Source organism: Colwellia sp. PAMC 21821 (genome assembly GCF_002077175.1).
GTDB lineage: Bacteria > Pseudomonadota > Gammaproteobacteria > Enterobacterales > Alteromonadaceae > Cognaticolwellia.
Window position 1 is genome coordinate 4,109,835 of record NZ_CP014943.1, and the last position, 19,552, is coordinate 4,129,386.

Genomic DNA, 19,552 nt, shown 5'->3' on the forward strand with positions numbered 1-19,552 from the left:
AGTACTGGCTTTTTGAGCATAAAATATTGAGCAATATTGGCCATTTTATTCACCATACGATAAAACTGAGCTCTGGTGATGTAATTTATGAAAATTCATCCATTTAGTGAATATATTAGCTATATTTCTTTACTTATTAATCCTATTATTAAAGCATTATATTCCCTAAGGAAACAGTGTTGTTATCACGTTTATATAATTTCATGCCCGGTTTGAATGTATTATTCAATTATGAGCGCCAATGGTTTGCTGATGATGCTAGAGCAGCATTGTCTGTTGCTGCAGTCGCTTTGCCCGTTGCTATTGCTTATGCACAACTTACCGGCGTAAATGCGGTTGTTGGCTTATATTCTTGCGTTTTACCCATGATAATATATGCGCTATTTGGTACGTCAAAACAACTCATTGTTGGCCCTGATGCGGCAACCTGTGCTGTTATTGCCGCCGTGGTAACCCCCTTAGCAGCGGGAGACATTGTTAAGCATTGGCAATTAGTGATCACCATGACCGCCATGACAGGTTTTTGGTGCATAATTGCCAGTCGTTTTAAACTTGGCGTATTGGCTGATTTTTTATCTAAACCTATTTTAATGGGGCTGTTAAATGGTGTCGCTATCACCATTATTGTTGGACAATTTTCTAAAGTGTTTGGTTTTACCTTCGACGAAAGGCATTTACTTGAACGGTTAGGAAGTGTGCCTGATTATTTATCGCAAGCACATGTACCGACCTTACTCATGGCTTTACTAACGGTGAGTATTTATTTTGTTATAAAACGCATAAAGCCTACATGGCCGGCTTCTATGTTCGCAATCGCTTTTGGCGCCGCCATGGTTTGGGGATTTAATCTAGAGCAGTTTGACATAAAAACCATTGGCATTGTCGATGGAGGCTTACCCTTATTTAAAGCGCCTGACTTTAACGTTGGTATTATTCGTGAGTTAGTCATGCCCGCACTTAACCTCGCCATAGTAAGCTTTGTCAGTATGATGCTTACTGCGCGCAGCTTTGCCGCTAAAAATGGTTACGACATTGATGCAGATAAAGAATTCATGGCGCTTGGTATAGCAAATTTTGCTTCTGCTTTATCACAAGGCTTTGCCGTAAGTGGTGCAGACTCGCGCACGGCAGTTAATGATGCTAATGGCGGTAAAACCCAATTAGTGTCGATTATAGCCGCAGTTATTATTGCCATCATTGCTATTTACTTAACCGCGCCTTTAGAGTTTATTCCCAGTGCAGCACTGGGTGTAGTCTTGATTATTGCTTCAGTACATCTTTTAGATTTAAAAGCAGTTTGGAAACTAAGATTAAAAGACAAACAGGCATTTTATTTAACGTTAACCACCTTATTTGCTGTGCTTTTTATTGGTGTAATCCCAGGTATAACGCTAGCGGTATTACTGGGTTTATTCCAATTTATCCGCACAGTAATGCGACCAACAGACCATATATTGGGTGTAGATATAAATGGTGTTGTTAGAAGTTTAGATACCAGCGATAAAGCAAAACCGATAGACGGTATTTTTATCTACCGTTTTAATTCGCCGTTAACTTACTTTAATTCTAGTTTTTTTAAACGAAGACTATTAGAACAATATGCCAGACAAAAAGACGATATTGAATGCGTTATCATCGATGCGGTACCGTGCTTCACCCATTTAGACTTAAGCGTGATGGCAATGCTGGCTGACTTAAACGTTATATTCCAAAAGCGAGGAGTGCGCTTTGAAATTGCTGGAAGAAAACGTCAATTGCTTGCATGGTTTGTAAAAGCAGAAATAAGATCAGGCAACGAAGGCATATATGTTCATTCCGACTTGTATTTAGCATTAAGAATTAATCAAGCCAAGCAACTAGCAGCTAAAGAAGCCCAAGAGGCCCATGAAGTACAAGTGGAAGAGTAATTTCGAGGATTTAGTACTCAAGCGCATAAATCAACTTACAGCAAGCTATAACATGTAGGTCGGTATTTATGCCGTCAATCTAACACACAATGCCCAACTAGCATTGATGAAATTGATAACCAAATACCAATTTCATCAATGCATCATACTAAAGACATTATATTTTAGCCTGTTCGATTTGATAAATTAACCACAATATCGTAACCAAAAAAATGCCGTTAATCCTATTATATTAACGGCATTTTTATCACACTATTTAATATCAGGTCTTCGGCGCTGTTAGCGGTTGTTCTTGCTCTTGATTGAAAACTTCAAAGCAGTCATTGGCTTCCTGATAATCTATGCGCTCATTGAGAGTAGGCTCATGCACAGGTAGTTCTTCAACATACACACCTTTAGTGCGCCATATACCAGTATTCCATCGCTTCAGCGCAATAACACCACGAATACATTCATCTAAACTGGTAGCTAGCCAAATACCCACCAAGCCATAAGCAAAATGTAGACCTAATAGCCAGGCTAATGGTAGGGCGATAAACCACATAATTGCAAATCCAAACATTGACACATAACGTGCATCGCCAGACGCACGTAATGACGCCCCAACAATCAAATTAAAACTGCGGCCAAACTCACCAATAATAGCCACAAATAAGATTAATTTCCCCAAAGCCCAAATATCAGTATTACTAGTAAATATCGAGAATAGTTGATCCGACAATATAAGTAAGGTGAAAACAAAAAACATCGCGCCAGCAATACCCAATTTTAGACCTAGCATTAATTGTTTATGAGCGTCATCAAAGCGTTTGGCACCAATGTAATGTGCAACTTTAATTTGTACGCCAGCACTGACCGCAAAACCATAAAGAATGGCTGTAAAGAGTAAGTTAAAGCTATAAATACGGGTAGCTAACGCGAGTTCACCCATGGTAACTATCATCACCGTCATTAATATTTGGGTCAGCTGCCACGACATTGGATCTAACACTGACGGCATGGCAATTTTTAAAATAGGGGCGCTATCTTTTTTAAATAACAGCCAACTTTTGGGTAACGCAATCTTGATTTTCAAATGTTTGGTGATAATCAAAAGGGTAAAGCATAAACTGACAAGCCAAGCGATAACTGATGCATAAGCGACGCCTTGTACACCTAGGTCAGGAAATCCGTGTTTACCGTCGATAAGTAGGTAGTTAAACAGTATATTGACTATGGTCATGACGAAAGTAGACCACATGTTCCAATGTGTTTTGCCTTGAGAGGTTAAAACCGCTGCAGCAGCAAATCTTACGGCTAAAATCCAAGTGCCCATGCCAATTGTCGTAAGGTAAATACTGGCCATGGCAGCCATATCATCTGTTAATCCCATCCATTGAGCGAATGTCGGCGAAAACGACAGCATGATAATGGTTAATAAAATACCACCAAATAAAAGAATGGCGAACAGCGCACCATAAGTTGTAGCTAATTTGTGGAAGTCTCCAGCTCCAATACGTTGTGAGGCAACACTACTGCCACCCTGATGCAAAGTACTGTAAAGCGCAAAGGCAATACCTAAAATAGGCATAATAGCGCCAATAGAAGCTGCAGCAGTATCGGATATACGACTTAAAAACCAAGCGTCAGCGACATTAATCATAAAAATGAAAAATAGATCAATAAAAATGGGCCAAGTTAAACTTAATAGACTTCTATCAGCAACTGATTGACTAGATTTTGCCACAATGTTTCCTGAAAAATTTGTAATAGCATATTATAGCAGCTGAATAAGTAATTACTGTTGCATACGTTTGTTACAAATCGTATTCATGAAGATAAAAAAATAAAGGTACTATAAATGACAAGAAAGGGCGGTCACAAATCATAATTTGATGGTTTATTCAGCACTTGGTAATAAAAATCACATAAAATGCCTATTATTAGTAATTAGCACTTTACAAAGTAGTGAACAGTATTTATTATTCGCCCCGTTCTGAAGCAGCAATGCTTTTGAACTTCAGGTGAGATGGCTGAGTGGTCGAAAGCACCGGTCTTGAAAACCGGCAAGGGTTTGTAGCCCTTCTAGAGTTCAAATCTCTATCTCACCGCCACATTCAAAGGGCTGCACAATGTGCAGCCCTTTCTCGTTTTAGCACTTCCGAATACTTTCCGAATATATTTTCCGAATATAATGGCTAATTCAGCTTAATTATTGATAAATTCATCATAAGATTTAGTTTCCTTCAAAGCCGACTTTAGCCGCAAATAATATATTTTATGAAGTGATAATTTATCGGGCATTAAAGTTAATAGCTCAGAATAACCTTCAAAACGAGAAAATTTATGTATGACTAATTCTTCTTGTTTTAGCTCTGTTAGCATGACTTGCTCAGCCTGAAAACATTTGTGTAGTTCAGTATGAAGGTACTTAATGATCACAGTGCCTTTTGGAAGAGACTTTTTACGCTCGGAAGCTGCAAGGAACTTTGAAATACCTATCTTGAGATAATATATGTCGCCAATGGGCACTTTAGCGAGATAGATACAGCCAATAGTGTTTGCCAATATAGGATCCGCTTTAAATCGCCCGATAGAATATTTACCATGACCTTTCGGTATAACCTTAACTATTGAGCGCATTTTAAACGCTTTTTTAGCTACCTTTTTACCTTTAGAATACTGTTTAACCATTTCTGCATGAAAGCGCTTAATAAGCACTACAGACTCTCTAACTTTATTGATGACTTTAAAAAGTAATGGTGATTTAAGTAATAGCGCATTATCTGAGTATGATTTTCTGATACTGCCATGCTTGTCAGTAAGTACGGCTTTTTCAGGTGACCAACCATAGGTTTTTATTCGAGTATAAACAAGCTGTCGATCCTTTCCAAAGTCAGCAGCTAATGCTGTGTAAGTAGGGTATTGCGTATTAAATGCGATAATTGGCTTTGTCATGATTACACTCCAGTTCCTGTGATAGTTTGCGCAACTAAATCTTTCAACTTACGATCAAATGTTGTCGTAATATGAGCTTTAATGAACAACTCAAGTTGGTCATTGAATTCAATTAATTCGTTATCAATAAATTCAGCGACTAGATCTTCCTCATCAATAAAAGAATCAGAAGTTACTTGTAATGCGAATTTGGCAAAAACATCATCATCTAACTTTGCGGCTAACTCTTTAATTAAACTTTCTCTTTCGAACTTATATATGCACATTTAAGTACTCCTGTTATTCAATTGATGCGTATAATGCACATTTGAATATACAGTTGAGATCGGGAATGTCAAGAGTTATTTGATATTTTAATAATACCAATGTAGAGTTAAAGCATCTTAATTAGAGCAAAAAGCAAATGATTAGATTTAAATTAAAAGAGTTAATTGCAGAAAAATCCTTTCAAGAAGGGCGCAGAGTTACGATTGAAGAGATCAGTAAATCAACTGGCATTCATAGGACGACCTTATCTAAGTTATCCAATATTAAAGGATATAACGCATCTACAGATGTCTTGGATAAATTATGTGCTTTCTTTGATGTGAAAATTTCAGATGTAGCTGTTTTTATTAAGGATGAATAGAAAGTTATGGTTTAGTTTGGTTATACAATCACTTTGAATCATGTATTCAAAGTGACAAATCAAGTATCTCTTATTCCATATTTATTAAATGCTGAATAACTATTATTGTCATAAATGCACCTCTGGATAAATGCACCTCTGGATAAATGCATTAACAATGACACTTTATTAGATTAGAACTGCCGGTTATTGCCAATCACTACTGCTATCAAATAACCTTTATTTAGACCATCAATTATTCAAAAATAAAAAGAGATTTTTTAGTAAACAGTAGATCTTTAGGTTTTTCCACCTCTAAGAAAACATAGGTCAAACTTTATCCTGATAGACAACTAAGCCATGTGATTTCGGTCGTTCAAGCTTTAGGCTTTAAAGGCAGCTTATCCGACAATGCGGACATTAGGTGTTTACGGCAGTAGCTAGCCATTAGCGGTCATTAGCTTATGAGTTAATGCAGCAGGGCAGAGATTCTAAAGTTTCTTTTTTACACTTAAAAATTCACATCCATTCACAACTAAAGTTATGACTAAAACTTTTGTTTGGCGTCAGAAATAAAATCCCCGAAGCGGACATTAGAATCATTCAAATTTTAATTGAATTTAAAGTATTAAGTTTATGGCGCTATCGCCCTGTACGTAACCAATATGGTTAATCGCATTACGCGCCCCTTCCAAACCACTGCCATAAGCTTGTGTCTGTAACAAAGCTTGTGCTGACAGAGCAAGGCAACGTAAATGCGCTAGCTCTTGAGGGTGTTTAATTTTAATCATATTTGCCTAAGAGATAATTAACGAGTATCCGTGCAATGTGTAAACCTAAACCTATTTTAATGGTTTTGGTTTAAGCCTAGCTCTTTTTGTATTTTCTTTGTTAGGCCTAATGAAACAAGTCGATAAGACTCTTTAAGGTAATATGATAAGTCGTCATCAGTATATTCCGTACTTTCATAATGTTGTATCCATTTCATTCCTCGGGAAGCAAAATATGGTGCCGGTTTATATCCTGGTAATTCACTGAGAAAATGAAAGTTAAGTTCAGATGTTTTAAAAATAAATGCTGGTTTATCATCTTTTCCCAACCCTCCGATAGCAAAAACCTTGCCGCCGACTTTCCATACATGAGAATTATGCCATTGGACCACATAAGTGGTTGCTTCTAATCCGTGGCAGAAATCATTAAATTCTTTATAATTCATCTTGTCGCTCTTTGGCTATAGCCCCACTAACAGAGGCTAAAGTAAATAGAATTGGCCACCTTTATTATTCTAGCGATAACGAGCGTATAGCTTACTGGCTAAAAATGCGCCAATGAGCATTTCAAGCCATGCGATTGGAACCAAGGTATATGCCATTTCCCACGTTCCTAATCCTGAGTTTACCGATCCGATCCAAAAAACACCTAGCGTTGCCATACAAGTTACAGTGGCTGAGATAATGATAGATTTTACATTGTTACCAAAGCTTTGAGCGCATAACCAGTAGATAAATACTATCGTACTCGCCAGTATGGTGTCCCAGATTCCCCATATCAATGCATTACTTACTGCCATTGGTCCAACCGCTAACTTTCCGGCATAGAAGGCTTCCATCATGGGAAACGCAACTAATATAGCTCTTGCCACTTCGGCTACGTGGATCCAAATACTCGTCAGTAACATTACAATGATGAATTGTTTCAATTTAAATGTGTTATTCAAAATATCCTATATGTCCTGATTTTTTAGAGTTAGTTAAATTTATCTTCTGTAGTGAATGGTACGAATACCAAATTCTTAATTAGTGTTAACTAAAAATGGAATTCAACGTATGATCCATGGTTGACTTTAACTCCTCTTCTGTCTGACCTGCTTTTGCTTGAACTGCCAGTCCATAACTAACGGATAAAATATAATTAGCCAGTTTTTCAGCCGTTTGGCCTTTTGGCATATCAGTCTTCGCAATACCAGACGCGAACAAATTCGTTAATATTTGCTTGGTTTCAGTGCCTAATTCTCTGATATAAACAACAACGTCTTCCGGAAATGCAATACTCTCTGATTCATTAACGCTTTTTACAAGCAAGCATCCACGGGGAGTCTCATTATTGGTGAATAGCTCAATAAGCCCATAGAAACAAGCTTGTAATCGTTCTTTTAATGTTACATCTGATGGCTCTACTAGGTGTTTATAGTTAGCTTCTACATATTGCTTTACATAGTGAACCAGTGACTCTTTGAATAACTGTTCTTTATTACCAAACGTTCCATACAAACTCGACGTATTTAGTCCAAGCTCAGAAGATAGATTGGCAACAGAAGTACTTGAATACCCATTTGTCCAAAATAACCGCATCGCTTTATCTAATACTACCTCTTTATCAAATGCTCTTTTTCGTCCTACTTTCACTCTTTCACCCTCAAAAATCATAATTAATGATACCATTCTGAAGTAATCACTTCAGAATGTCAATTCAACCTATTGACATTTTAAAGTGATCGTTTCATAATAGATTTAATTCTAAAGCGATCACTTCATATTAGTGTCATATAGATAACCTATAGGTTAAAAGGTAAATTAAATATGTTTAAAAAATTCGTACAAATTACTGCGCTATTCAACTTTCCAATCGCGCTAGGAATGATTATTTCAGTGATGATAGCACCTCAAGCAGACACCTTTATTATCACGGTGGTATTAGGTGCATCTTTTATGCTCATGGGGGCTGCATTACTTTGGGCCACGTCAGATATTAAAGCCCGTGCATCTATTATCGTTTGGAACGGATTAGTAATAATGGTCGGCTTTATTGCGGTAACTTACGCAGCATCATTAGGGTTGGCACCAAAGGTCTTTGTCTATATCTCAGTAATGGATCTTGTTGCTGCGCTTGTTTTTATCATTGGTAGTATGCGCGTATCCGAACTCCCTTTTAAATCCCTATTTTTAGGTAAAACCCAGTAACTTTAGAATAAATAACCATAACTTAAACAAACTACTTTCAGGATAAATATTATGACGATTAAAGCATTAAGAACACCAGAAGAAAGATTCTCTGTATTACCAGCTTTTCCTTACCAACCTAACTACATTGATGATTTATCGGGTTTTGAGTCTTTACGTATGGCCTACATCGACGAGGGTGATTCATCATCCGAGACAACTTTTTTATGTTTACACGGTGAGCCTTCATGGAGCTACTTATACCGAAAAATGATCCCCATATTTACAGGGGCAGGCCATCGTGTTGTTGCGCCAGATCTGTTTGGCTTTGGTCGCTCAGATAAACCCGTTGATGAATCAGTCTATACCTTTGATTTTCACCGTGACAGTTTAATGCAATTTATTGAACGCCTTGATCTGAGAAATATTACGCTGGTCTGTCAAGATTGGGGCGGCTTATTAGGGTTAACGATCCCAATGGATATGCAAGACCGATTTAAAAACTTGATTGTCATGAACACGGCAATATCGGTTGGTGAAACCGCTTCTGAAGGTTTTTATCAGTGGCGAGATATGTGCGCCAATGTGCCCGAAATTCCAGTAGGTGGTTTATTTGCATGTGACGCAGGGGCAGCAGTGTCTGTGATGGATGTTATAGCTTACGATGCGCCATTTCCAGACAACAGCTATAAAGCAGGCGTAAGACGCTTTCCCGCCATGGTGCCTGTCGAGCCAACGATGGATGGTGTTGAACACGGAAAACGAGCAAGAGAATTTTGGTCAAAAGAGTGGAACGGTCAAAGTTTTATGGCGATTGGCATGAAAGACACCGCATTAGGAGAAGGCCCAATGGAGAAATTAAGAAGCTTTATTAAAGGCTGCCCTGAACCATTAAAAATTGCAGAGGCAGGACACTTTGTTCAAGAATACGGTGTTGAAATTGCTGAAAAAGCGCTTGTTCACTTTGGGATAGCTAATCAATAAAGCCACATCCCTAACAAATCCATTAGATTAAACATTCAATGGCTTGAAGATTTCGAAGAAATCCGTATGGCCTTTTTTGTTAATATTATATCCAAAATAAACTTTAGAAAAGTATTGTAGCTAGTAACTTTAATGGACAATTAATTTGGCCATCTCTTAATAGGAATTAATCAATATATTCTAAGGCGCTAAGTGCCCCATTGCGAGATAGAAAGTTAATTTTTCATGCCTACAATTTCTAACGTTAGAATGTCCGCTTTCAGAGTTTTAAGTAAACTTTAGTATTGATTGTGCAAGTTTGAAAATGGGGATCTATAAAAAATTCATTATCTAATTTTGTATTTATGTGGGGTCAGGTACACTTTATTAATTATCAGACTACCCATAATAACTTCAACAGCAGCAATATTTTAAATTCGGTGTTTTTATTCTGCCCATGTAGTCTGCTTTAGGCTCTTTTAAGCCTTTAGCATATGACTAACTAAAGACAAGAGTTCTGACATTAGCCAAAAGCGGTCATTAGCTTTTGAGTTGCTAACGAAAGTTCAGAGCACTAAGAGATCGTTAAAAGTTGAATAATGACTGACCACTTTGGTGGCTTTAAGACTGTCAGGTTTGAACTAATTTATGTTAACTATTGAAATTTACTTAGTGTGCACATCTTCATCAATACTATCTTGTAAAGATTCATCATCACTAACATTTTCGTTAATATTAACATCTGATAGAATGCTTTTTTCCGATCCTTTTACTTTTTCAATAATTTCTTCTTGCTCTATCATAAAACTATCTGAAACTAATCCGAATCTTTCATCTGACGAATCTTTTGTTTCATCAAACATGAATTCTGTTCTACGTAGATCTCTCAGTGCATTCAGCGCTGTTTTAAAGCAACTCTCGCACAAGTCGAGCTGATAGATCTTGCCATCTTCTTTCGAGCCATAGCCAAAATTTGCTCTTAACTCACCAGATTCTTCATATTTGTATTTATTTACTTCGATCATTACGCTCTGTTCGCAAACATCACAAATCTTATCTACTACAGTTTCAACGAGTTTTTCTGCATAAACTTTCATTAATAATTCCTTGTTGGCTTTAGCGACGCTCAGTGATAAATATAATGCGTTAGTAGTGAGCTAATCAAGTGATATGACTACTTTAGTTGCTTTAGTGTCTATTATGATAAAAGTATAAGGTGCTCGTATCAAAGTGATTTTTTTGGACGTGGCTTTTAGTGGCTGATTTTTGTCCGCTTTAGGCTCTTTTAAGCCTTAAACTATTAAAACTAAACAGGCATCATAGAACTTGAAACTGTCTGGCAGATGAAGCTAAATCTTGCTATTAGAAATCGCCAGATAAAGTCTTAGCTATTAAAACTTAATGCTCTATTTAACCGAATTTTTGTACGTAACTATACAATTTATCAATCCCATGCTGAGTATAAAAATATTCTCTCGGTGCACCTTCAAAATATTCATTTTCAGTATTCATCCAATGATGAATAAATTCTATGTTCCCACCACAAAAACTATCAAGATAAAGGTAAATTTGAATAAGCTTTGTTAATATGTCAGTTTCTTCCTGTGTTAATTTCATCTTCTCTGGCGCTTTTACATTTAACGCCTCTTTTAGGCCAAGCGATATGAATAGACGCCTTTCATCAATCATTAAAATGTGACATGTTTTCAAAACTGATTTGATTAATAATAAATCTTTTTCTGTTTTTAGCATTAGCGCCTCAGCTTGTGGATTGAACATTATTCTGGTCACATCAGAAATAAGCAGAGCGAATTTAACCATGTCGTGAGCCAATAAAAATGGATACGGACATTTATTCACGTTAGTATTTTTCTAGCTCGTTCAGTGTGAAATTAGCTAGCGTAAAATCATGATTAATCGATGAATATAAAAAACGTAATGCACCATACTTTATTTGTTAGTTCAGTTAACGGTATTCATCCGCATAAAAATATATTTTAGCGGTAGAGCCGATATCACTGTTAATACCTCAAGCCTTGAAAAAGTATCCATCAAGGCTTGAGATAAACGTCATTAACTCACTTTTTTTAACTTGGATGTTTCAACGGTATCAACGGTGACAGGCTTACGCTGATAATCTTTAGTTTGTTGAATATTCGTATGACCAGCCGCTTCTTGCTTTTCTGCTAGACTGCCTTCGAAATCTGAAATAGATTTTGCTTTGAAATCGTGAATAGTAAAATCCAACTTTTTACCTGTGGCTGCTAAAATTTTTGCTTTCAGATTCGCAAAACGTTCATCAAACCCAGATTTAGTGTATCTGCGCCCATTAGCTGGCTGAAATATCACATATTCACTGGTTATATCAGGATAGGTGACTTTAAGCAGATTAACCGCCGCTCTTAGTCTTGGCCCCCAGCGTTTGATTTGCGATACGGCCGTTTTGGATTGTTCGATAAATAGCCCTTCGTCACGACAGTCAGCATATTTCATCTTTAATACATCTTGCGGCCGAGCGGCACATAAATACATGATTTCTAATAATGCTAATACAACCGGGCAGGCAAACTTTTTCACTAAAAAGTATTCTTCATCGCTGATATATTTCTTTCGAGCAACTTCCTTTAATTTTTTTACACCGACGCAAGGGTTGATTTTACTTTGTTCATATACAACGGCCCAAGCAAAAACGACTTGTAATGCTGATTTATGTCGATTTGCTTGGGCGTTACCAGACTTGATCGCTTTTGCATCGATAAACTTTTTTACATCAAGCGGTTTTACCGCTCTAGTATTCATATGGCCAAAAGCTTTTATCAAATCTTTTTTGTATTGATGGTAGTCCTTTTGGGTTCTAGGGGACTTTTCCTTAAAATCAGTCGATTCAAGATACTCATTTATTAAATGCATCACTGTATTGGTGTTACTTGTCAGTAAAAGCGCTTCCTCGTATGCTTTATAAACGACTGATAGTGATGCATCTAGATCGCAAAGCTTAAAACATTTGCCTGCTTTAGCTCTAAACTCAAATGCACATTTACCACGATATACTCGCTCAGGCAGTTTATTATCAGCACTATTTTTACGTTTTCTACCCATAATAATCTCCTTTAAAAGTCTAAGTTCACTTTATCGTTAGTAGCGAAATGATTTGAATAAGGTGCTTGTTCAAGCCACTTTGACGTCGTGTAAATTTTGCCATCCTTGCCTGTTATATAGTAAATTTTATGTTCACTTAAGCATTTAGCTTGCTTGCTGGAGCAGTTGTACCCCGTAAGACTTTGGATCGATGTGAAGCCGAGGATATCGATTTTTGTTAAGGGGTTATTGTCTTTCATAGTCAGCTCCTTTTACACGAAGTGACTTGACGATTGGTTTTGCTGAGCAATGTTTTTTATTCAAAATACGGTTTAATTGGTACATAGAGTACACCTCGTCAACCCCCTTTAATATGCTGTGAGCAGGAAGATGACAATTGGCTATAGCTTTACTCACCTTTATAGATTACCACGCTTTCTGAAATATGCAACACGTTGTTTTTTATCGTTTTTATGTTACTATCTAATTTTACTTGACGTATTTTTTAAATGTGTTTCTATTAAAGTCACTTTTAACTTAATATGTTATTATTATTTTTGTAACACATTGTTAATAAATGCTTTATCTTGATTTTTCTCGGTATAAGCAATCGATTGACAAAATGAAGCTAAAATCTACCATCCAATCTATCCTCCAATTTATTTTTAAATTATTTTTTTATTTTTAATAATCATCTTAAAAATGTGACATTTTTCACATTTATGAATCGAAAGTTTAGAAGGGGCCTTTACGGGGGGCGTTTAAGTATGAAATGATAAAAAGGTCGATAAGCGTCTGCGAGGTATGTATTTGTCGAACAAATACGCTCGATTTTGTCTGACGACAAAATATTAAACGCCTGTCGGCTAGAAACAAACAACAACGAAAAGATTTTTTAAATAGAAGTTTTATAAAAATATTATTTTTTTGAGGTTGTTGTTATGTTGAAGTTTATTAAGTTATTTTTAAGAAAAATTAAAAAAGTAGAAGCAAAAAAAGTACAGGCTCTAGTGCCTGAAAAACAAAAGTTAACACCTAAACTACAAAGTAGAAAGGTTAAGAAAAGGCGGAATGTAACGTCGGGACATGCAGACCTTGCTCCTGAAGTAACATTAACGAAAGAGTCTAGGCCTACTCCTGTCATTCCATCTATATGCGATTCTCCTGTATCTGCAATAGAAATTCGAACAAATGACAATACGCTTGCAGTAAATAAAGTTTCCGCGCGTAAAACGCGTAGTAAGCGATCCTCTAAGTCATCTGTGAAGTTAGCCAAGCGCCTCGCTTTTCGGGTGAGTGAAACAGAATATAGCGATTTTAATGGATATGCTAAAGACAAGCATTTGACGACCTCAGTCATATTAAGGCGATTTGTTCAAGATCCTTCTTGTGCCAATCAAAACGTCAGTTCCCCAATTAAGTGCAGCCATAGTGATAATATTACCAATCAGTTACACCACTTAAAACGGATCGGGAATAACCTAAATCAAGCGACACGAGCGTTAAATACTATCAAGCTTAACCAACAAGATGAGGTTAGCGTGTCGCATTTGGTGGTTAATCTAAATGCAACCCTAGGGGATTTACAAACCCTATTTTCTAAAATGCTTGATGAAAGTGACTTATGATCATAAAGCTTTTAAAAAGGGACTATAAAGCGGTTCAAAATGTTCGTATAGAATATGTTATAGGCTTAAGTGATGACGCGAAGGTTGAGCAAGTAGAGTGGTTGGGCAGCAATTGCATAACACCATCACCTATTGTCATTATTAATGATAAAAAGGTCATTGATAAAGTCATTCTTGCTCGGTTAAAACAAGAAATGTCATTGCCAAATGAGTTTAATCAACGAGCAAAAAATACATCTGATCATATTGTTATCTCTCTTGCTAAAAATGAAGCGCTTTCAAATGAAGATTGGCTCTTGATCATTAATGATTACCTCGATTATATGGGGTACAGTGGTTGTAGCTGGATCGCAACAAAACATAATGACACCTTGCAAGAACATGCACATATAGTGATCAATAACCTTAAACTCGACGAAGAAAATTCTCGTTATGTACAAGTAAAGAGCAGTAACAATCAACATCGTTCAATGAAAGCAAGAGTCAACATTGAACGCGCCCTTCAAAAAAAAGGGTTAGTAATAAGCGCTGCACCAACACAAAAAGAATCACCGTCAAAAGTAGTGCTTAGTTCAAGAAGTAAATATTGTCGTCAGCAAGTCATTAGATTAAAAGAAAGTGTAAATACCGCGCAAAAAGAGGGTGCTAGCGCGTTGACTAAAGTCAATATACCGGCAGTTCAACAGTCAGTAAATAAGCTCAATCATGTGGTTAAATCAGACATTCATTATCAAAACAGTCAAAGCAAGCTTATTCAATTAATAAAGCAGGCACAGACTTACGCGTTAAATAAAAATAAACCCGTTGAAAGCTTTTTGTTGTACTTGCGCTCGAGGCAAGTATCACCGCACTTACAATTTAGGCTTGATAAAAATAATGAGCAAAAATGTATAAATGGCATTAGCTTTTTATTTAAGGGGTGTCCCTATAGAGGGAGTAAACTTGAGGTTTCATTGGGACATGAAAAATTTAACAAACCCTTTAGCGCCGCCAGTCTATTTAGTGGCATAAACACTCAGGAACATTCACAAAAACTACATTTCAAACAAAATGAGATTGAGAGGTTAACTGCAATAAGTGATAGAAATTATGACGTCAAAAGGGCGTTATCGTCAGTCACTTTCGCCGAAAAAGAAAACTTCATTTTCCCATTAGCGCCTGATGAAGAAAAGGTACTAATGCAGACAACTCGTCAAATTAATACAGCGGCTCATGTGTTACCTTCACAAACATTGCCTTTCCCTGGAACTCCCCCTGAAACGGCTATTCAAACGTTGCTTCCTTTAAGTAAAAAAGTGCATATCCCCGTAAAAGTAGCCGTTAACCCCGTGCCTATTCAAACCGTGCAAAATACACCTTCATTCACCGTCGATAATTCATCTCAAGATTTTTTTCCGCAAACAAACTTTATCGTTGCTGAGCTTTCCCCAGTCATGTTTAAAAAATTGAATGCACTAAAGCAGAAAACGACTGAATTTAGGCAGAATAAAAAATTTGACCCCAACTTTATGCTCTTTAGACGTTCACAGCGTTGTTATTTTGTCCTTCAACCCAATTGGGCAGAAACGTATAGTTTTATATATAAAAAGGACGAATTAGTACGTCAAAAACGTCTCACCGATAAAGAAATACAGCGGTTCGTTGAGCTTTTACTCGCCTTAGTAAAAGCCTTTCTTCAGTTTGTAAAAGAATTGCTCGGCATACCAGACACTCATTTGTTAGGCACAGTAACGAATGAAAAAGACCCTCATGTTATTGACGTTAAACGGCAAAGTGCGGTGGATGTAAAACAACTGTTTGATGAAAGTGACTATCATGAACGTGAAGCGCAATTTAATAAACTAACGCCAGAAACTTTCTATGTTGAATCGATACATAACAAAAGGGCATTAGCGGCGTTGTTTATGTCAACGCTACATAACGTACCCGCTCACCATTGGCTAACATTTTATAACGTCAAGCATGATAATCCCTTATTAAAGGCAATAGGACAGCATGCTTATGAAGTGTGTAAGCAGAATGCGCTTAAGATAGGGAATAGTGTGAGTGATCAATCGTTATCAAAAGATATGCTGTATTATTTATCGCAAAACTTTGGGATAATTTATGAGCCGGACTCCGCTATAGGCATAAATAATTTAAAGAAAGAACATATAATCAAAGCGGTAGAGTTGGCTTTTGAAAGTTATCAAGTTGAATTAACAATACCGGTAAACGTCGAGAATAATCGTAAGTTTGAAAGTGGGCCATATACACGATATTTGTAAATCTATTTTGTTATTAATGTATAACTTCAATGGTAGTAGTTTAAATTCGGGATGAATAAAAATTGTTGGCTTAGTTTTATATACAGCTAAGGTAAATCATGCCTTTCAGAGCTATAAAGTAAAGTTCAGTTGACGGTCTAAGAGTAACAGTTAAGTGTCTATGTTAAGAAAAACTTATTTGCTGAGCGTGATTTATGATAACAAATAGATACTCCGGTTTGGTTTCAGTCTTGGTAACTGGCAAGTGTTTGTAGCCTTCTAAGAGTTCAAATCTCTATCTCAGCGCCACATTAAGAGAAGCCCGTTAATTCGAAAGAGTTAACGGATTTTTTGCTTTTCTGGGTTTAAAAAGGGTTTGTAGCGCTAAACCTTCGAGTAGAGTTCAAATCTCTATCTCTAGTTTTTATCTATAAAACGTGCACTTGTTTCTAGAGGTAATGTTTATTTATTTTCATTTAATAAAGAGAATATTTTTTTAGCAATGTCGGTATTATCTTGAAAACCATTAAATAATTCTTTGTTGGCACCCATAGCAAATACAGGTACATCAACGGCTGTGTGGCCTGAAGATGTCCAACCGCTGTTTGTTCTGGTATTAATGATTGCTTTTACCGCAATATATAATGCAGTGTTAACATCAATAGTTTTAGATTTTTCTCTATCGGTAATACTGATAATTTTATTAGCGGCAATTGCGTCGATTTTAGCGGTTATTAATGATGATAACTCATCTTTTGTTAGTTCAAAATTAAACAAAGTATTCACGTTTATTTGCGTTATATCCTTCATTTCCAATGTGTTGGCAATTGAATGAGTAGACTGTTTCATCGTTCTAAGTATTTCGGGCTTCCATTCAAAAGCCCCGTTTGCTGCTAACGTAAAACCGCCAGTGCTATGATCTGCTGTTACTACAATCAATGTATCAGGGTGACTTTTAACGTAAGACTCTAAGTATTCAAGTGTTTTAGCTAAATCATCAATTTCTCCCATTGCGAAAGCTATATCATTAGAGTGTCCACCCCAGTCAATTTGGCTTGCTTCTATCAACATAAAGTAACCGTTTTCGTTTTCTAGTTGTTTAGTTGCTGCTTTAGTCATAGTTGAAAGGCGATGCTTATTAGAATCATCTAATGCCGAAGATAATCCACTATCACCAAATAAACCTAACAAAGGTTTTGACTCAGTTATTGTTTCAAGCGCTTGATAGGTATCAACGTATGTAAATCCTTTTTCTTTAAATTCGTTAACTAAGTTTCTGTCTTCTCTTATAAAGTACTTCCAACCACCACCAAGGTATAGATCAGCTTTAATACCATTATCTAAAAAGCTATCGGCAATTTCATTGTAACTATAACGGCTTTCGTTATGTGTTAAATATGAAGCAGGCGTTGCATGATTAATTTGAGAAGTAACCACTATACCCGTTTTTTTTCCTACTGATTTTGCTCGTTCTAATACGGTTTCTACAGCGTTTTTATTGATATCGACACCAACAGCACCGTTATATGTTTTAATACCGCTCGATAATGCTGTAGCACTTGCAGCAGAGTCTGTTACGTAATGATGCTGGGTATCGGGGTATGTACTGCTCATACCAACAAGATGTCTGTCGAATACGGTATTTTCTACTTTAGGTGTATTTGGATCATCTTTAAAATAACGATAAGCGGTTGTATAAGCAGGGCCCATACCATCACCAATAATCATAATGATATTTTTAGGTGTTGAATAGGTTGTAACGCTTTGTGTATCAACTTCTGTACTTTTATGATCATTGGCACAAGAAAGGGTAAAGCAAGTCAGTGCGAAAGTAGCAAATATTTTATTCATAATGTCTCTAGTAATCCTTAAATGAGTTAAATAGGGTGTGTTGATCTTTCGAGTATGTTTTTTAACAGTATGGTGAAATGGTATAATTTGCTTGCTGCTCAACAATTTTCTGTAACGTAGAAGATTTTACTGAAACAACATCATCATTAACTGCCAGCCCTATTTTGAATTATGGCGTAAATGCTGAATTTAATAGTAACTTATCTTAAAGTAAGGAGTCACTTTAACTTACTGTTTATTAGGCTATTAATTTAAAAATCTTCATTGTTTATTCTTATCTGTAACTTTTATGTTAAACACATCTTATAGTCAACTTGACAAATACACAAGTTGAAATATGATGTGTTCTTAATTCAACATGATAATAAATTTGTAAATGGAATAAACAATGAACTTTAAATACCTATGTAGCTTTGCATTACTAACTACTTCACTTGTATTCTCAATAAATAGTGAAGCAAAAAACATTAGAGGTTATTGCCAGGCTGATTATATTCCTATCGGTAGTCAAAATAAGCTCAAACTTGTCAGTGACGATTTTACTTTTTTAGAAGGTCCTACTTGGTCAAAAAAAGAAAATGCGTTTTATTTTTCAGAAATGGATTTTAGTGGTTCACAAAAGAACGGTCCTAAATCTACTCTTCATAAGTTAATTTTACCAAATGAAGTCACTATCTATAAAGAAGATGCAGGTACTAACGGTTTACTGTCGGTTGGTGAGTTTATTTATACAATGAATCATGTCACTCGCTCTTTGTCGAAAATACATATTGCTTCTGGGGAAAATGAAACAATTGTTGATAATTATCAACAACTAAAATTCAACTCACCAAACGACTTAGTATATTCAACGAATGGAACGATATATTTCACTGATCCAGACTGGCAACTTAGCGGTCGTACGCAAGAAACACCTTATACTGGCGTTTATGCGATAACGTCTGACGGCACATTGATGTTACTCGACAAGTCATTAAATAAACCAAATGGTATTGTGTTATCTCCTGATGAAAAAACACTTTATGTGGGTAGTCTCAATCATGAGATTGTTAAATATCAAATAGGCAAACATGGCAAGGTTGGTGAAAAAGAACCATTTATTCTTGTTAACTCACCTGATGGTATGGCTGTAGATTGCATGGGGAATATCTACATAGCTAGCCATACTGAAGGCGTTATATATATATACTCTAGTGAAGGAAAAGTTTTAGATAAAATTTCAGTAGGTCCTAAAGCAACTAATATTTCTTTTGGTGGTAGGGATATGAAAACACTATTAATAACGACAACCCATGGTTTGTATACTATAGATGTGAATATTCCCGGTCTTGTTTATACCGATAAATGATAAACGAAAAATGAACTTGAATGATGTTGCCTCTTTTAGATAAGTTCT

The 19,552-nt window shown here is 36.3% G+C and carries 19 protein-coding genes and 1 tRNA gene; 8 read left to right on the forward strand and 12 right to left on the reverse strand.

Features of this window, described 5'->3' with window-relative positions:
• Nucleotides 1-179: 179 nt before the first annotated feature.
• Nucleotides 180-1,907, forward strand: coding sequence for a SulP family inorganic anion transporter (locus A3Q33_RS17390; protein ID WP_196797988.1), 1,728 nt, complete (start codon nucleotides 180-182; stop codon nucleotides 1,905-1,907).
• A 262-nt stretch (nucleotides 1,908-2,169) separates the two neighbouring features.
• On the opposite strand, the gene A3Q33_RS17395 is transcribed toward A3Q33_RS17390, so the two are convergent.
• Nucleotides 2,170-3,633 carry an MATE family efflux transporter gene (locus tag A3Q33_RS17395; protein WP_081181047.1) on the reverse strand — a complete coding sequence of 488 codons (1,464 nt, stop codon included), beginning with the start codon at nucleotides 3,631-3,633 and terminating at the stop codon, nucleotides 2,170-2,172.
• A gap of 276 nt (nucleotides 3,634-3,909) precedes the next feature.
• Between A3Q33_RS17395 and A3Q33_RS17400 the strand changes: the two genes are divergently transcribed.
• A tRNA-Ser gene (locus A3Q33_RS17400) sits at nucleotides 3,910-4,000 on the forward strand.
• A gap of 94 nt (nucleotides 4,001-4,094) precedes the next feature.
• On the opposite strand, the gene A3Q33_RS17405 is transcribed toward A3Q33_RS17400, so the two are convergent.
• Together A3Q33_RS17405 and A3Q33_RS17410 are read right to left on the reverse strand one after the other, a co-directional pair.
• Complete coding sequence (locus A3Q33_RS17405; protein WP_081181048.1) at nucleotides 4,095-4,844, reverse strand: hypothetical protein; 750 nt, start codon at nucleotides 4,842-4,844, stop codon at nucleotides 4,095-4,097.
• 2 nt (nucleotides 4,845-4,846) lie between these two features.
• Nucleotides 4,847-5,110 (reverse strand): hypothetical protein, encoded by a 264-nt coding sequence (locus A3Q33_RS17410; RefSeq protein WP_081181049.1) that lies wholly within the window; start codon nucleotides 5,108-5,110, stop codon nucleotides 4,847-4,849.
• 137 nt (nucleotides 5,111-5,247) lie between these two features.
• Between A3Q33_RS17410 and A3Q33_RS17415 the strand changes: the two genes are divergently transcribed.
• Nucleotides 5,248-5,472 (forward strand): helix-turn-helix domain-containing protein, encoded by a 225-nt coding sequence (locus tag A3Q33_RS17415; RefSeq protein WP_081181050.1) that lies wholly within the window; start codon nucleotides 5,248-5,250, stop codon nucleotides 5,470-5,472.
• Between the two features lie 599 nt (nucleotides 5,473-6,071).
• Here A3Q33_RS17415 and A3Q33_RS20655 read toward each other — a convergent pair.
• From A3Q33_RS20655 to A3Q33_RS17430, 4 genes are all read right to left on the reverse strand, one after another.
• Complete coding sequence (locus A3Q33_RS20655; protein WP_196797989.1) at nucleotides 6,072-6,242, reverse strand: hypothetical protein; 171 nt, start codon at nucleotides 6,240-6,242, stop codon at nucleotides 6,072-6,074.
• Nucleotides 6,243-6,298: 56 nt separating this feature from the next.
• The gene (locus A3Q33_RS17420) at nucleotides 6,299-6,667 is read right to left on the reverse strand and encodes an MmcQ/YjbR family DNA-binding protein (RefSeq protein ID WP_081181051.1); all 369 of its coding nucleotides are present in this window, start codon (nucleotides 6,665-6,667) and stop codon (nucleotides 6,299-6,301) included.
• Nucleotides 6,668-6,736: 69 nt separating this feature from the next.
• On the reverse strand, nucleotides 6,737-7,168 hold the full coding sequence (locus A3Q33_RS17425) for a hypothetical protein (RefSeq protein ID WP_081181052.1): 432 nt from the start codon (nucleotides 7,166-7,168) through the stop codon (nucleotides 6,737-6,739).
• A gap of 85 nt (nucleotides 7,169-7,253) precedes the next feature.
• Nucleotides 7,254-7,877, reverse strand: coding sequence for a TetR/AcrR family transcriptional regulator (locus A3Q33_RS17430; RefSeq protein ID WP_196797990.1), 624 nt, complete (start codon nucleotides 7,875-7,877; stop codon nucleotides 7,254-7,256).
• A 153-nt stretch (nucleotides 7,878-8,030) separates the two neighbouring features.
• Between A3Q33_RS17430 and A3Q33_RS17435 the strand changes: the two genes are divergently transcribed.
• Both A3Q33_RS17435 and A3Q33_RS17440 read left to right on the forward strand, forming a co-directional pair.
• Nucleotides 8,031-8,411 carry a hypothetical protein gene (locus A3Q33_RS17435; RefSeq protein WP_081181054.1) on the forward strand — a complete coding sequence of 127 codons (381 nt, stop codon included), beginning with the start codon at nucleotides 8,031-8,033 and terminating at the stop codon, nucleotides 8,409-8,411.
• A gap of 51 nt (nucleotides 8,412-8,462) precedes the next feature.
• Nucleotides 8,463-9,374, forward strand: coding sequence for a haloalkane dehalogenase (locus A3Q33_RS17440; RefSeq protein ID WP_081181055.1), 912 nt, complete (start codon nucleotides 8,463-8,465; stop codon nucleotides 9,372-9,374).
• A gap of 644 nt (nucleotides 9,375-10,018) precedes the next feature.
• On the opposite strand, the gene A3Q33_RS20760 is transcribed toward A3Q33_RS17440, so the two are convergent.
• The 4 genes from A3Q33_RS20760 to A3Q33_RS17460 all read right to left on the reverse strand — a co-directional run bounded on the left by A3Q33_RS20760 (nucleotide 10,019) and on the right by A3Q33_RS17460 (nucleotide 12,691).
• Nucleotides 10,019-10,450 (reverse strand): hypothetical protein, encoded by a 432-nt coding sequence (locus tag A3Q33_RS20760; RefSeq protein ID WP_196797991.1) that lies wholly within the window; start codon nucleotides 10,448-10,450, stop codon nucleotides 10,019-10,021.
• 313 nt (nucleotides 10,451-10,763) lie between these two features.
• A complete protein-coding gene (locus tag A3Q33_RS17450; RefSeq protein ID WP_081181056.1) occupies nucleotides 10,764-11,174 on the reverse strand; it encodes a hypothetical protein in 411 nt (136 codons plus the stop codon).
• A gap of 252 nt (nucleotides 11,175-11,426) precedes the next feature.
• Nucleotides 11,427-12,452 (reverse strand): tyrosine-type recombinase/integrase, encoded by a 1,026-nt coding sequence (locus tag A3Q33_RS17455; RefSeq protein WP_081181057.1) that lies wholly within the window; start codon nucleotides 12,450-12,452, stop codon nucleotides 11,427-11,429.
• 11 nt (nucleotides 12,453-12,463) lie between these two features.
• Nucleotides 12,464-12,691: a hypothetical protein gene (locus A3Q33_RS17460; RefSeq protein WP_081181058.1), complete on the reverse strand. Its 228-nt coding sequence runs from the start codon at nucleotides 12,689-12,691 to the stop codon at nucleotides 12,464-12,466.
• A 681-nt stretch (nucleotides 12,692-13,372) separates the two neighbouring features.
• On the opposite strand from A3Q33_RS17460, the gene mobC reads away from it, so the two are divergent.
• Together mobC and A3Q33_RS17470 are read left to right on the forward strand one after the other, a co-directional pair.
• On the forward strand, nucleotides 13,373-14,059 hold the full coding sequence (gene mobC, locus A3Q33_RS17465) for a plasmid mobilization relaxosome protein MobC (protein WP_081181059.1): 687 nt from the start codon (nucleotides 13,373-13,375) through the stop codon (nucleotides 14,057-14,059).
• Nucleotides 14,056-16,326: a relaxase/mobilization nuclease domain-containing protein gene (locus tag A3Q33_RS17470; RefSeq protein ID WP_081181060.1), complete on the forward strand. Its 2,271-nt coding sequence runs from the start codon at nucleotides 14,056-14,058 to the stop codon at nucleotides 16,324-16,326. Before mobC ends, A3Q33_RS17470 begins: the two co-directional genes overlap by 4 nt.
• Nucleotides 16,327-16,767: 441 nt before the next feature.
• On the opposite strand, the gene A3Q33_RS17475 is transcribed toward A3Q33_RS17470, so the two are convergent.
• A complete protein-coding gene (locus A3Q33_RS17475) occupies nucleotides 16,768-18,156 on the reverse strand; it encodes an alkaline phosphatase (RefSeq protein ID WP_081181061.1) in 1,389 nt (462 codons plus the stop codon).
• A gap of 388 nt (nucleotides 18,157-18,544) precedes the next feature.
• On the opposite strand from A3Q33_RS17475, the gene A3Q33_RS17480 reads away from it, so the two are divergent.
• The gene (locus tag A3Q33_RS17480; RefSeq protein ID WP_081181062.1) at nucleotides 18,545-19,504 is read left to right on the forward strand and encodes an SMP-30/gluconolactonase/LRE family protein; all 960 of its coding nucleotides are present in this window, start codon (nucleotides 18,545-18,547) and stop codon (nucleotides 19,502-19,504) included.
• Nucleotides 19,505-19,552: the final 48 nt, after the last annotated feature.